At 57.5% G+C, this 14,859-nt stretch carries 10 protein-coding genes; 1 reads left to right on the forward strand and 9 read right to left on the reverse strand.

Going from position 1 to position 14,859, the window contains the following annotated elements; translation table 11 throughout:
* The first annotated feature begins 1 nt into the window (after position 1).
* Complete coding sequence (locus tag AC1RKG_RS19110; protein WP_128865169.1) at positions 2-532, forward strand: GNAT family N-acetyltransferase; 531 nt, start codon at positions 2-4, stop codon at positions 530-532.
* Between the two features lie 4 nt (positions 533-536).
* Here AC1RKG_RS19110 and AC1RKG_RS19115 read toward each other — a convergent pair whose 3' ends face one another.
* The 9 genes from AC1RKG_RS19115 to AC1RKG_RS19155 all read right to left on the reverse strand — a co-directional run bounded on the left by AC1RKG_RS19115 (position 537) and on the right by AC1RKG_RS19155 (position 14,632).
* The gene (locus AC1RKG_RS19115; protein ID WP_149573844.1) at positions 537-1,502 is read right to left on the reverse strand and encodes a quinone oxidoreductase family protein; all 966 of its coding nucleotides are present in this window, start codon (positions 1,500-1,502) and stop codon (positions 537-539) included.
* Positions 1,503-1,637: 135 nt separating this feature from the next.
* Positions 1,638-4,922, reverse strand: coding sequence for an autotransporter outer membrane beta-barrel domain-containing protein (locus tag AC1RKG_RS19120; protein WP_493183593.1), 3,285 nt, complete (start codon positions 4,920-4,922; stop codon positions 1,638-1,640).
* A 240-nt stretch (positions 4,923-5,162) separates the two neighbouring features.
* The gene (gcvP, locus tag AC1RKG_RS19125) at positions 5,163-8,042 is read right to left on the reverse strand and encodes an aminomethyl-transferring glycine dehydrogenase (protein ID WP_187961880.1); all 2,880 of its coding nucleotides are present in this window, start codon (positions 8,040-8,042) and stop codon (positions 5,163-5,165) included.
* 86 nt (positions 8,043-8,128) lie between these two features.
* Positions 8,129-8,515, reverse strand: coding sequence for a glycine cleavage system protein GcvH (gene gcvH, locus AC1RKG_RS19130; RefSeq protein ID WP_020828494.1), 387 nt, complete (start codon positions 8,513-8,515; stop codon positions 8,129-8,131).
* 44 nt (positions 8,516-8,559) lie between these two features.
* Positions 8,560-9,657 (reverse strand): glycine cleavage system aminomethyltransferase GcvT, encoded by a 1,098-nt coding sequence (gcvT, locus tag AC1RKG_RS19135; RefSeq protein WP_048760857.1) that lies wholly within the window; start codon positions 9,655-9,657, stop codon positions 8,560-8,562.
* A 549-nt stretch (positions 9,658-10,206) separates the two neighbouring features.
* Positions 10,207-11,409 (reverse strand): FAD-dependent 2-octaprenylphenol hydroxylase, encoded by a 1,203-nt coding sequence (gene ubiI / locus AC1RKG_RS19140; protein ID WP_149573831.1) that lies wholly within the window; start codon positions 11,407-11,409, stop codon positions 10,207-10,209.
* A gap of 86 nt (positions 11,410-11,495) precedes the next feature.
* Complete coding sequence (gene ubiH, locus AC1RKG_RS19145) at positions 11,496-12,674, reverse strand: 2-octaprenyl-6-methoxyphenyl hydroxylase (protein ID WP_493183594.1); 1,179 nt, start codon at positions 12,672-12,674, stop codon at positions 11,496-11,498.
* Positions 12,675-12,678: 4 nt separating this feature from the next.
* Positions 12,679-13,992 (reverse strand): Xaa-Pro aminopeptidase, encoded by a 1,314-nt coding sequence (gene pepP, locus AC1RKG_RS19150; protein ID WP_020828498.1) that lies wholly within the window; start codon positions 13,990-13,992, stop codon positions 12,679-12,681.
* 61 nt (positions 13,993-14,053) lie between these two features.
* Complete coding sequence (locus AC1RKG_RS19155; RefSeq protein ID WP_041414927.1) at positions 14,054-14,632, reverse strand: YecA/YgfB family protein; 579 nt, start codon at positions 14,630-14,632, stop codon at positions 14,054-14,056.
* Positions 14,633-14,859: the final 227 nt, after the last annotated feature.

Raw genomic sequence — 14,859 nt, forward strand, 5'->3', positions numbered from 1 at the left:
CATGACCGATCCCATTTTACTGCAGCAGCACCAGCTTGATGCGCTGTGGCAGATCGACCGCAGTGAAATTATTGATACTCTTTACCGCCTGCAAGACGGGGAGTTACAGCCTTACAGTGACTATTACGATGTACGCGGCTGGGATCCACACGATCGGGAAACCTATACGCCGATCCATGAACAATGCTTTGCCCGCGGCGGGGCATTTTTCGCCCTGTTCGAAAAAGGTCAGATTGTCGCTGCTGCGGCGGTAGATACCTTGCCACGCGGCCCGCAACAGGACTTGCACCAACTGCTGTTTTTCTACGTCGGTGCCGCCCAACGCGGTAAAGGGCTGGGCAAAATCCTGTTCCGCCGTTGTCTGCAGCAGGCCAGAAAAGGCGGGGCTCAGGGGCTGTACGTCTCCTCAATCCCCAATAAAAACACCGTGGATTTCTACCTGTCGCAGGGCTGCCAGGTGATTGATCAGCCGGATGCAGAGCTGTTCGCCCGCGAACCGGAAGATATCCACCTGGTTTGCTATTGCCGCTAGCCGCCTATTGGGCAATACGGATCACCGAACGCACGTCGCTTTTCTTGTTCAGATCCCAGACTTCAGCGATCTCTGATAAGCCGTGCTCCTGGGTTTCGACCGAAATCTGCCCTGCCGCCGCCAATGCCAGGATTTCGCTGGCATATCTTTTCATTTCAGCCACCGGCGGGAAGTTGCCGGTGCCGCTGCCCATGATTTGTAGTTGATTACTGCGCAACACCGCCGCCGGCAGTCGGATATCCGGCCCGGCCATCGATCCGACGTTGACCAAACGTATGCCGCGTCCACCTGCGTAGGAAGACAAATCGTGGTTGTTAAGCGTCGCAAGCAAGGCTTCGGTCGCTGCCCCCCAGATATAATCGACAATCACCTGATAGCCATGCGGCCCCGCTGCGGCGGCGAAAGCCTGTGTCAGTGCAGCCCCTTCCAGTCCAAGATCGACCGTAGCATCAACGTCCAGTGCATCCAGCACGCTCTGGCGGCGACCGGCTGCGACAATTCGTCCCGCCCCCGCCTGACGTGCAGCCGCCACTGCCAGCTTACCTGACGTCCCGGTCGCGCCAACAATCAGCACCGTTTCACCGGGCTGTAACTCGGCACGCCAGTGCAGTGGCAGCCAGGCAGCAAACGCCGGGTTAATCAACGCGGCGGCGGTAGCATCATCCACGCCTTTCGGCACCGGTACCGTCCAGGAGGCGAGGCTACGTTCTGCCAGCGCACCGTGCGGTTGGCGGAAGGAGGCAAAATAGACCCGTTGACCGTCCGGCGCGTAGCCAACGCCATCGGTGCCGGGTACGATCGGCAAGATCTTCGGGCTTGAGTAATGCGTTCCGGCCACTATGGCGCGATCCAGTTGTTTGATGCCGGCCACGCTCACCGCGATCACCGTTTCCCCTTCACGCGCTACCGGTTCGTCGATATTGCCAAACACCGGTGCCTGCCCTAATGCGTTTACGATTGCTGCTCTCATCATGGATCCTCACGCCGTTCAGATGGCCCTGCGGCGATAATTGAAAAGGGACACTGCATCATGCCGTGTCCCTTGATAATACATCTAGCCGAAAAGTGTTATTGAAATTCACTCAGCGGCAAGCTGGTTTAAACATCAGAAGCGCCAGGTCACGGCAACGTTACCCTCTAATGAATGACTGCCCTGGCGTAACAGTTCGCTGGAAACGCCGGCGCCCAAAGAGACCGCCTGGTTGAGTTGATACTGCACACCGGCCTGTGCGGCCAACGTATCACGCCCGGCCAAGGTGCTTTCGCTATCAAAGGCAGAGGCGTTATACCCCACAAATTGAGCGCGCTGGGTCACCTTGTTGCTTAACAACTCATGCTGCCAACCCAGGCGCAAAGTGGCGGACAATGCCTGTGAGCCCTGCAACGGCTGCTGGTACAGTGCCTCCACGCCGAGCGTGCTTTGCAGCGAGTCGGCGTAACGCCCCTTAATCTGCAGCGGCGCGGTACCGAACCCGGACTCTTTGATTGTGCGATGAGTAGTCGCGGTATAGTCCAGCGCCGCGACCGGGCCGAGGCTGAAGGTATCGGTTAACGCAAAATGATAGCCGCCGCCCAAGGTCAATGACCCATTCCAGGCCGTCCAGTGACTTTTGCTGGTACCGCTGATGCCGGCAACATCAAACTGGCGCTTCATCTGATTATCCTCCGCCCCTATGCGGCCCAGACCGTAGGCGAAAGGCCCGGCCATCACGTCCTGCGCATAATTGAACTGCAAGCCAACATCAAATGAGGTGCTGTTCGTACGTGCCCGATCGGCGCTTTTGGCATTGACCGTTTGCCCGCCGACCGCCGCGTGGAACCCGGTGGTCAGACCCGCTACCAGCCCGTTACGTTTCTCGGCACCGAACAGCACGCCATAACGCGATGCGTTGTAACCGGCGATATTGCCCGTATTATTTTGCCAATTGCCACCGCCGTAAGGCAGAGCAAAGCTGATCCAATCTGGCTCGTCGCCGGTGGGTGCCAATGTCAGATTGCGTTCCGGCGCAGTCAATGCCCGGGTTAACTGGCGTTCGCGGTCAAATGAGGTCTGAATCAGGCTGTTATAAGCCGACGGCTCCAGTTGAGCCAACGCGCTATTCACCTGCCGGCCTTCGGGGCTGGAGAAGTCCAGCGCGGTCAGTAACGGCCGCAGGTCATCCCCCGCCGTCGCCGCAGCATGAGCTAACGCCAGACCCACATTTCGTTCATTCGCAGTCTGCGCGTACTGGCTGTAGGCCGATGCGTCACGGGTTGCGCTGATTTGATATTGCCCGGCCTCCAGTGGCGCCACCCGGAAACTCAGCGTCGGTGATGGTGCCTGAACGCTCAGTTGATCGAACTCACCGTTAACCTGGCCCAATTGCAGCAGGGAAGCACTGTTGATCTGCCAGTCCGAGGCATACCAACCTTTGACCGGCAGCAGCTCCAGAGCCCCGCCCAGACTGGATTTGCCGTTGATTTGTACTTGATCCCCCTGCCCCAGACTGTCAAATGTCAGTTGCAAGCGCCCCTGTGGTCCTTGAAGATAATTACCGTTGATTGACAGCTTGCCAAAAGAAGCCCCGGTAGTGAGTAAGCCATTGTTGGTAAACAACCCGGCATCCGACAGCACATAGCGGCTGTTGCCCGCCAACTGGGCGCCCGGTTGGATATCCACGCTATAGACCTGATGGTCGCCGTTCAGCGTGGTTTTCCCGCCTTCGGCCACCAGCGCAAGGTTATCCTTGCCGCGTATATTGCCGTTATAGGTGAAATCAAAACTGTTATCCGCCAGCGCAGTGACCTGCCCCTGCGCATCTGGCTGCAGGCCGAAGGTTAAGCGAGTGAGGCGAGCCTGGTTATTTTCGTCCCGTTGCGCATAATCGGAAATTATGTCGCCCTGAATATCGGCGCCGCGCATCACGTTAATCGCACCGGCCAATGCATTCACCGACTGGTAGATAGCCGCTTTGGCCCCTTTCAACGAGCCGGTGATATCGAAGTTAGACACCAGCGGCGCGGCGCGGTATTGGGACAGGTCGACCCCAGCCCACCGCCAAATATACGAGCCACGGTATTCGGTTTCGTTGCCCAGCAGGTTGTTGCCGAAATCCAGCCTGGCGGCGATGCCTTCTTTACCGGTCGCTTCCAGGCTGCCGCGTTGAATAATGCTGTGGCTATCTCCGTAAGCCACCAATAAGCCGGTGCCGTAATCGCCGTTGGCCTGCACCCGCACGCCAGGTGCAATACTGAGCGTATTCCCTGCGCCATCAATTCTGATACCTGCAGCGGCAACACCATCCGCCAAAATATCGCCGCGCTGCTCGACCCGATTATTACTGCCATAAATGTGCAACCCGACACCCCGGGCTGCGGTATTGGCCTTGCCGTCGATATACCCAGTACCTGCAGCGTTGCGCGCAAAATATCCTTGTTGGTTAACCATATCCAGACCGCTGCCGTACACCGAGTGACCAAAGAAGTTACGGCGGTCGATGCCGTACCCCATGTCCTGCAGCAGCGCCAGCTCGGCTTCCATCATTATGGTGTAATTGCGGTAGTCTTGGTGGCTCATCAAGCTGCGATCCAGTTCAATGTGGGACATGTAATCATCATCCAGATCGCCCAGCACACCGAGAATACGCACCGGAACACCCGGCATGGCGCCTGCCAATACCTCCTTGACGTGGCTACCGGCGAAATAACCCCGATCTTTGCGTACGTCAAAGGCCGAAGGGTCGTCCGGCCCCTCACACTTAGTACACAAGATAGCCTGCCCCGGCTGTGCAGGGTTGCCATTGTCATCAAACAGGTGCGAACTCCAGCTACCGAACGTCGGGCCAAATTGGGTCACACCACCAGCCACACCGGCATCAGCGCTGATGCCTAATGCATGAGCTATTTCATGAAAAATGATGACTTCCAGATCGGCACGGTGATCGGTGGGGATCAGTGCTGGCGAAGCCTGGCCAGGGGTAAAATCCATTTTCCCGATCTGGACGACGGCATGGGCACCGCTGTTCAATTCGCCGGCATCCTGGCCCTGCAACACTGCCTGAAGCTGGGTCAGGCTAAATGCGGCATCACTGACGTCTGGGCTTATCGCTCCCGCATTCTCGTCGTCAAAGGTGCCGACGTTGATTACGCCCGGCAATTTGCCTGGCAGGGGTTTGATAATATCGGCCCAGCGTTGCGCGGCGCTGATCACCTGAGATTTTTTAGCATCATCCAACACCCGGGTGGAGTGTTTTGGAACGCCATCATCATTTAAATAACTGCCATCGGTTGGACCGTAGAAGTTCAGTTTAAACACCGTTTGGCCGCTGTTATTCCGAACGTCATAAGTCTCAATTGCCTGCGCGGAACACAAGGGTAAAGCCGCAACGATTGCGATAGCCAACTTTTTCATAGTGCACTCCCTGTCAGTAAATCTTCCCTGCAAAATAGTTTGCTGATGACAATTTAGCCGCAGGGGTTTAAACGGAAAGTAAACTGGAGAGAGTCTTAAACGATCGGGGTAACAAACTGAAGAAAAATAAAATAACCAGTAATTAATCAAATATATAAGCAAGAAAACCCTCAGGGTTTAGCCATAAAAAAAGCAGCGCATAATGCGCTGCTTCCTGATGGCAAACCTCGCCGAATAAACTTATTCGTAATCGCTCATCGGCACGCAGGAACAGAACAGGTTACGATCGCCGTACACGTCATCCAGACGCTTCACGCTCGGCCAGTATTTGTTCTCACGTACTCCGGCGATAGGGAACACCGCCAGCTCACGGCTGTAGGCGTGCTGCCAATCGCTGACCAGCTCCGCCTGCACGTGTGGGGCGTTTACCAGCGGGTTATCTTCCAGCGGCCATTCACCTTTTGCTACCCGGTCAATTTCTGCGCGAATCGCCAACATCGCATCGATAAAGCGATCCAGTTCAACCTTGCTCTCCGACTCGGTTGGCTCAACCATCAGCGTGCCCGCCACCGGGAACGACATGGTCGGCGCATGGAAGCCGTAGTCGATCAAACGTTTGGCGATATCCATTTCGCTGATGCCGGTTTCTTCCTTCAGTGGACGAATGTCGAGAATACATTCATGCGCCACGCGATGATCGCGACCGGTATACAGCACTGGGTAAGCGTCCTTCAAACGGGTCGCAATATAGTTGGCATTAAGGATTGCCACCTGGCTGGCCTGCTTCAACCCTTCCGCGCCCATCATGCGGATATACATCCAACTGATTGGCAGGATAGAAGCACTGCCGAACGGCGCAGCGGAGACCGCGCCCTGCTGGGTGGTCACGCCGTCGATCTGCACCACACTGTGGCCTGGAACGAACGGGGCCAGGTGGGCTTTCACGCCGATAGGGCCCATGCCTGGACCACCGCCGCCGTGCGGGATACAGAAGGTTTTATGCAGGTTAAGGTGCGAAACGTCCGCCCCGATGTAACCTGGGGTGGTGATGCCCACCTGCGCATTCATATTGGCGCCGTCGAGGTAGACCTGGCCGCCGAACTGGTGAACGATCTGGCACACTTCACGGATGGTTTCTTCGTACACGCCGTGGGTCGACGGGTAGGTCACCATGATGCAAGACAGTTCTTCGCCCGCCTGTTCTGCCTTGACCCGCAGGTCATGCAGATCGATGTTGCCGTTCTTGTCGCAGGCGACCACCACCACGCTCATGCCCGCCATTTGCGCGGAAGCAGGGTTGGTGCCGTGCGCAGAGCTTGGGATCAGGCAAATATGACGGCCCGCTTCATTGCGGCTTTCATGGTAACGACGGATCGCCAGCAAACCGGCGTATTCACCCTGTGCGCCGGAGTTCGGCTGCATGCAAACCGCATCATAACCAGTCAGTTGCACCAGCCACTGCGACAGTTGGCCAATCATTTGTTGGTAACCTGCCGCCTGCTCCGGTGGACAGAACGGGTGCAGTTCGGAGAATTCAGGCCAGGTGATCGGGATCATTTCCGCCGCGGCATTGAGCTTCATGGTGCAGGAGCCCAGCGGGATCATCGCCTGATTGAGCGCCAGGTCCTTGCGTTCCAGACGGTGCATATAGCGCATCATCTCGGTTTCGCTGTGATAACGATTAAACACCGGGTGAGTCAGGATCGGATCCTGACGCAGCATGGCTACCGGGATCGACTGGCTGTTTTTACTCACCGCGGCGTCCAGCGCGTCGATGTCCAGGCCGTGATCGTCACCCGCCAGCAAGGCAAACAGCGTCTGCACGTCTTCACGTGAGGTCGCTTCGTCCAGCGTAATGCCTACGGCACCGTGAATGTCGGTACGCAAGTTGATGCCGAAGCTCAATGCACGTTCCAGCACCGCGGCCTTGTCTTTCACTTCTACCGTCAGGGTGTCGAACCAGGTTTTATGGCGCAATGCCAGCCCGGCTTGTTGCAGCCCGGCGGCCAGAATATCGGTCAGACGATGGATGCGCCCGGCGATGCGTTGCAGGCCCTGCGGGCCATGGTACACCGCATACAGGCTGGCTATGTTGGCCAGCAGCACCTGCGAGGTACAGATATTCGAGTTGGCTTTTTCGCGGCGGATATGTTGCTCACGGGTTTGCATCGCCATGCGCAGCGCGGTGTTGCCGGCGGCATCGCGGGAAACGCCAATGATACGACCCGGCATTGAGCGTTTGAATTCGTCGCGACAGGCAAAGAAGGCGGCATGTGGGCCGCCGTAGCCCATCGGCACGCCGAAACGCTGTGCAGAACCGAACACCACGTCGGCTCCCTGTTTGCCCGGAGCGGTCAGCAGCACCAACGCCATAATGTCGGCTGCCACGCTGGTGCCGATTTTACGGTTCTTCAGCTCGGCCAGCAGTGCGCTGTAGTCGTGCAGTTCACCGGTGGTGCCGACCTGTTGCAGCAGCACGCCGAACACGCCTTGCAGCTCCAGAACTTTCTCGGCTTTATCCACGATCACTTCGAAACCGAAGGTTTCGGCGCGGGTACGCACCACGTCCAGCGTCTGAGGATGTACGTCATCAGCCACGAAGAAACGGTTGGCGTCTTTCAGCTTGCTGGCGCGTTTGGCCAGCGCCATCGCTTCGGCAGCCGCAGTGGCTTCGTCCAACAGCGAGGCGGACGCCAGATCCAAACCGGTCAAATCCAGGGTCAGGGTTTGGAAGTTCAACAGCGCCTCAAGACGGCCCTGGGATACTTCTGGCTGATACGGGGTATAAGCGGTGTACCAACCTGGGTTTTCCAGCATGTTGCGCAGGATCACCGGCGGCGTCAGCACCGCGCTGTAGCCCATACCGATATAGGATTTGTAGCGCTGATTCTGCGAGGCAATCGCCTTCAGTTCGGCCAACGCCTGATGTTCAGTTGCCGCATCGCCCACCGGCGGCGGCGCAGGCAGTTGAATGTCTGCCGGCACAATCTGTTGGATCAGCGCGCTGAGCGAGCGTGCGCCCACCGCTTCCAGCAACTGCTGCTGTTGTTCTGCAGAAGAGCCGATATGACGTTCGATGAACGCTTCGCTGTGTTCAAGTTGGCTGAGTGTCTGAGTCATTGCTACAAATTCCTGAATTCTGGCGTGGTACGGGATATAGCCTGAACTAAAACGCCCCGGCAGAAAGACCTGGGGCGTTGCATGGATTACTCGTCGATAGAAGCCTGATAAGCACCGGCGTCCAGCAGGTTCGCCAGCTCGCTCTCGTCTGATGCTTTAATCTGGAACAGGAAACCTTCACCGTAAGGCTCGCTGTTCACCAGCTCCGGAGAACCTTCCAGTTCAGCGTTTACCGCTACGATTTCGCCGCTGATTGGCGCGTAAATGTCCGATGCCGCCTTAACGGATTCCGCCACGGCGCAATCTTCGCCTGCGGCAACGACACGGCCCACTTCTGGCAAATCAACAAACACCATATCGCCCAGCAGTTCCTGCGCGTGTTCGGTGATACCTACGGTGTAAACGCCGTTACCTTCTGAACGAACCCACTCGTGGGAGGATGCGTATTTCAATTCTGTTGGCACATTGCTCATCGCCAGCTACTCCTTCGAAGAAATAAAGAATCAATAAACAAAAATTAATTAATCAGTGACTTACCGGCTCGCACAAAGCCAGGTTTGGTGACCCTGACCGGCATTTCACGGTTACGAATCTGTACGATAGCCTGTTCGCCGATACCGGCAGGGACGCGGGCCAGGGCGATGCTGAAGCCCAGGGTCGGTGAAAATGAACCGCTGGTGATCACCCCTTCATGCGTCTGGCCTGCCGCATCGGTGAAACGCACCGGCAGCTCATTACGTAATACGCCTTTTTCCGTCATGATCAAGCCGACCAGTTGTTCGGTGCCCTGCTCACGCTGTTTTTCCAGCGCGTCACGACCGATGAACTGACGATCTTCCGGCTGCCAGGCGATGGTCCAGCCCATGTTGGCGGCCAACGGCGAAATACTTTCATCCATCTCCTGGCCATACAGGTTCATGCCAGCTTCCAGACGCAGCGTGTCACGCGCGCCCAGCCCGGCTGGCTTAACGCCCGCCGCCAGCAGTTGCTGCCAGAAATCCGCCGCCTGCTCTTTCGGCAGGGCGATTTCATAACCCGCTTCGCCGGTATAACCGGTGGTGGCGATAAACAGATCCCCTGCCTGCACGCCGAAGAAAGGCTTCATGCCTTCAACCGCGTTTTTTTGTTCCGGGGTGAATAAGGTAGCCGCGCGTTCTTTGGCCTGTGGGCCCTGCACTGCAATCAGCGCCAGATCGTCACGCACCGTCAGCGTTACGCCATACGGCGCTGCGTGCTCTTCGATCCAGGCCAGGTCTTTGTCGCGTGTGGCGGAGTTCACCACCAGGCGGAAATAGTCTTCAGTAAAGAAGTAAACGATCAAGTCGTCGATTACGCCGCCGGACGCGTTCAGCATGCCGGTGTACAGCGCTTTGCCAGGCTGGGTGAGCTTGGCGACATCGTTCGCCAGCAGGTAACGCAGGAATTCGCGGGTACGGGCACCGCGCAAATCAACAATGGTCATATGGGAGACGTCGAACATACCGGCATCCTGACGCACGGCGTGGTGCTCATCGATCTGGGAGCCATAATGCAGCGGCATCATCCAGCCATGAAAATCTACCATGCGCGCACCGCACGCCACGTGCTGGTCGTACAGTGGGGTTTGCTTTGCCATCTTTTCCCTCATTCCACTCAGAAGCTGAAGATAGGGTGCTGCTACGCAATACGTCAGATTATGGCTCGTGGCCGGATTGCGTGGCGCACTGACTGCCCAACAGAAACGCTGCGTCGAAATTGACAAAAACTGCGGCAAATCGCCGCGACGCAAACGATACCTTTGCTCTGACGTTATCACCGAACGACCACATTAACCATAAGTTAAAATAGGCTGGGCGGCGTTCTGCGCCAGTAAAAAGCTGGGCTAGTGTGCAGAGTTTTAAACTGGAAAACTGCGCTTTAAGGCACAAAACCAACAATTAGAGCACCAAAAATCCGAAGTTATATAACAAACCCACGGCCAGAGACGGAATTTCGACTTTTGATAACCGGTTATGGAATTAGAAAAAGTAATGGTAAAAACAGCCTGAAATTAGATTATTTCAAATGAAGGGTTATATAAGGAAAAGCTATGGGCATAAGGCGCAGATCTGCGCCTTTGGAGAGCGATAACGCTACGGGGAAACAAGACAGAAAGACCGGCAAACCGGTCTCTCTCAGGCGGTGATCAGGCCAGCCAATCCGGCAGATCGTTCAGGCCCATAGCCTGGCGCACCAGCTTCGGCTTCACGCCCGGCAGGCTGTCAGCCAGCCGCAGCCCGACATCGCGCAGCAACTTCTTCGCCGGGTGATTGCCGTCAAACAGTTCGCGGAACCCTTGCATGCTGGCCAGCATGACCGCTGCACCGTGTTTGCGACGACGCTCATAGCGGCGCAGATACAGGTGTTGACCGATGTCCTTGCCCTGACGTTGCAGGCGGCGCAATTCGGCGATCAGCTCGGCGGCGTCCATAAAGCCCAGGTTGACCCCCTGGCCAGCCAACGGATGTACGGTATGGGCAGCATCGCCCACTAATGCCAGACGGTGTGCAGCAAAGCTACGCGCATAGCGCCCGGTCAACGGGAAGGTCTGGCGTTCGCTTTCCAACTGGCAGGCGCCAAGGCGCAGATCGAAGGCCATCGCCAACTCACGGTTAAACTGCTCGGGCTCCAGTTGCCTGAGGCGTTCGGCCTCTTCAGGAGCAACCGACCAGACGATGGAGCTTAAATGCGGATCGCTGAACGGCAGAAATGCCAGAATGCCGTCGCCGTGGAATACCTGACGCGCCGTCGCCAAATGCGGCTCTTCGGTGCGAATGGTGGCCACCAACGCATGATGGCGGTAGTCCCAGAAGGTCAACGGGATATCGGCATGCTGACGCAGCCAGGAGTGAGCGCCGTCGGCGCCGATCACCAGCCGGGCAGTCAGCATGCGGCCGTCCTCAAGGGTGATAAACGCGTCGTTTTCGCCCCAGGCTACCTGTTTGAGCGCCGCCGGGGTAATCAGCGTGACATCGCTCAGGCTTGCCGCCCGTTTCCACAACGCCTGCTGGATCACCGAGTTTTCAATGATGTGGCCGAGGTGGCTGAAGCCGCATTCGTCACCGCGGAAGGCAATCTTGCCGAAGCTGTCGCGATCCCACACTTCCATCGCGTTATAGGCACTGGCGCGCAGGTTGAGGATCTCGTCCCAGACGCCAATATGCTGCAGCAGGCGCTCGCTGGCGGCGTTGATGGCGGATACGCGCAGTGCCGGCTGTGGCGGCGGCGGTGTCATATCCGGTTGCTGATGCTCCAGCACCGCAACGCGCAGGCCGCTGCCCTGCAATCCGCAAGCCAGTGCCAGCCCCACCATACCGCCACCGGCGATAACCACGTCAAATGATTGCATGCTGCTTAATTTCCTTAAATGACGCGCTGCGCAGTGATTGCCCAGCGCTTTTGGGCGCAACACGCTGCGCCGCTACTGATTATTGCCTAGCGATCTACCCAGCCCAAAGTCCGCTTGGCAAAGGCATCACGCACCGCCGGCAATTGGGCCATCGCCATCAGACCGAGATTACGTCCGACCACCAAAGGACCGTAACGGTTGGCGAACAGCCGGATCAAACCGTCGGTGACGCCAATCGTCGCTTGCTGATCCTGCTGGCGGCGTTGTTGATAACGACTCAACAACGTATAGCCACCGGGATCTTCCCCGTCCTGCTGTGCCTGGGCCAGCGTTTCCGCCAGCGACATCACGTCGCGCAGGCCAAGGTTGAACCCCTGACCGGCGATCGGATGCAACGTCTGGGCGGCATTGCCCACCAGAGCCAGCCGATGGCTGACGTGCTGATTAGCGGTCAATAGGCTGAGCGGATAGCTGTGGCGCTTACCGGCACGCAGGATCCGCCCCAATCGCCAGCCGAACGCCTGCTGCAATTCATTGATAAAGCGTGCATCGTCCCACGCATCAACCTGTTCACGATCTTCGCGTGCATGGCACCACACCAATGAGCTACGCCCCTGGGACATTGGCAACAGCGCCAAAGGCCCGTAGCGGGTGAAACGCTCAAAGGCACGCCCTTGCGGATGCACTGCCGTGGTTACGTTGGCGATGGTGGCAAACTGCGGATAGTCACTTTGCTGCCATTGCAGATTACAGGCCTGAGCCAGCGCCGAGCGCGAGCCGTCCGCTGCCACCAGCAGTTTTCCACTGATACGCCGACCATTATCCAGTAATACCTCGGCCTGCTCCGCCGTGCGCACCACATCGACCACTCTGGCCGGACAATGCAGCGTGACGCCGGGTGCCTTGGCCAGCAACGCAAACAACCGTTGCCCGGCGTCGTGCAGTTCAATCACCTGCCCTAGCGCGTCAACCTGATAATCTTGCGCGTACAGATTAACGAACCCGGCGTGACCGCGATCGCTGACGTGTACCTCGGTGATGGCCGTCGCACAATCGCGCAATGCCGGCCAAACGCCGATACGCGTCAACTGTTGGCAGGTGCCCTGCGCCAAGGCAATGGCGCGGGCGTCAAATCCCGGATGGCTACGATCGTCCGGTCGGGTGGCTTCGACCAGATCAACCGCCATTCTTCCCTGAGTGAGCGATGAAATGGCCAGCGCCAAGGTCGCGCCCGCCATGCCGCCGCCAACAATAATTACGCTCATGCCGTTACCTTGCCGCCGCCATCAGTGCTTCGATGGCGTCAGCGTCTTTCACTACGCTGGCGGTCAGGTTTTCATTACCGTTGGCAGTGATCACAATGTCATCTTCAATGCGAATGCCCATGCCGCGGTACTCTTCCGGCACGTCGGCATCCGGCGCGATGTACAGCCCTGGCTCGACGGTAAACACCATGCCCGGCTCCAGCGTGCGGTCGCGGTTTGGCGTGCCGTAATGCCCGACGTCGTGCACATCCAGCCCCAGCCAGTGGCCAAGTCCATGCATGTAGAACTGACGATGGGCCTGTTCGGCAATCAACTGCTCCACTTCGCCCTTCAGGATCCCCAGTTCCACCAGCCCGGTGATCATGATGCGTACCACCTCATCATTGACCTCACGGATACTGGTACCCGGTTTGAACAGCTCCAGGGCACGCGTCAGCGATGCCAGCACGATGTCATACACCGCACGCTGTGGCCGGCTGAACTTGCCGTTGACCGGGAAGGTCCGAGTGATGTCACCCGCGTAGCCTTTATACTCACAGCCGGCGTCGACCAGCACCAGATCGCCATCGCGCAATTCACTTTCATTTTCTGTGTAGTGCAAAATGCAGGCGTTGTCACCGCCGCCGACAATGGTGTTGTAAGACGGATAACGAGCGCCAAAGCGGGTAAATTCGTGATGAATTTCCGCTTCAAGCTGGTATTCGAACATGCCGGGGCGGCATTTCTGCATCGCGCGGGTATGGGCCAGCGCGCTGATTTCACCGGCGCGGCGCATGATCGCCAGCTCTTCAGACGATTTGAACAGGCGCATTTCATGCACCCATGGACGCCAGTCGGTCACGGTCGCCGGTGCCTGAAGATTCTGGCGGAAACCCTTACGCAGCTTGTCCAGCGCGTCGAACAGGATTTTATCGGCGTAGTCGTATTGGCCCTGCCCGTGGTAAACCACGTCCAGGCCATTGAGCAGCAGGGGTAATTGATCGTTGATTTCATCGAACGGCAGCGCGCGGTCCACGCCCAGTTTCGCCGGAGCCGCTTCTTGCCCCAGGCGACGGCCAAACCAGATTTCCGCCGTCAGGTCGCGCACCCGGTTGAACAGCACGCTGTGGTTGTGCGTCTCGTCGCTCTTGACCAGAATCAACACCGAACCCGGTTCGTTGAAGCCGGTCAGATACCAGAAATCGCTGTTCTGACGGTAGGGATATTCGGTATCTGCACTGCGCGTCACTTCCGGCGCAGAGAAAATAATTGCCGCGCTGGCCGGAGCCATTTTAGCCAACAGCGCCTGACGGCGGCCGTTGAATTCCTGCTGAGTCATCACCTTCTCCTGAAATCAATCTGCCTGTGCTCACGGCCGCTAAGGACGTGAAATCGGGTGTTTAGTGCAAGGTCGGTTTGGCATTTTCCGGCGCCGTCGGCTTATGGCGGGTAAATTCGGTGTGGCACAAAATGGCCGCCACACGCACGTACTCCACCACTTCCTCCAGAGAGTGCTCAAGCTCTTCCTGGTCTTCGTCTTCGTCATAACCGAGCTGAGCGATATTGCGCAGATCGTCGATCGCCTCGCCCACTTCGTCTTTCACCTGCGCCAGCTTGGGCTGCATCATGCCCAGCCCCAGCAGGAAATGATTCACCCAACCGGCCAGCGCATCGGCGCGGTCAAACACGCTGACGGTTTCGCCTTCCGGCATCATCAATTGGAACATGAAGTCGTCGTCTTCCAGCGTTTCACGCGTGATTTCATGAAGTTGCTGTAACGGCAGGCTGAGCGCCTGCGGGAAGGCCACGCCTTCATTGGTCAGATCGTAGACCAGCGATTGCCAGCCGGCGTCGCGGCTGCCACCGCACAGCAGGCCGCTGATCAGGCCGTGCATTTCTGCTGCGGTTAACGCCACCGCTTGCTGGTTGAGAGCAACGGTCAAAGATTGGTAACTTGGAAATGTATTCTGTATAGACATGCGCATTCGTCATCGTTGGCAGGATAAGTTCGTGTTATGCTACCACCAAGGTCCGTCGCTGTACCAGATAAGCGCGACACCTCAGTGGCTAGTTATAATCGTGATGTGTCAGAACTCACACGCTGCCGGCAGGGGACGAAATGACGCTAAATACGCATTTTGAAACCCTTTTTTGACTGGTAATGTCTGACGCAGTAGATTACAACCAGGTACTGAAAAAGGGGTTG

The organism is Serratia sp. GW822-FHT06D09 (genome assembly GCF_058799515.1).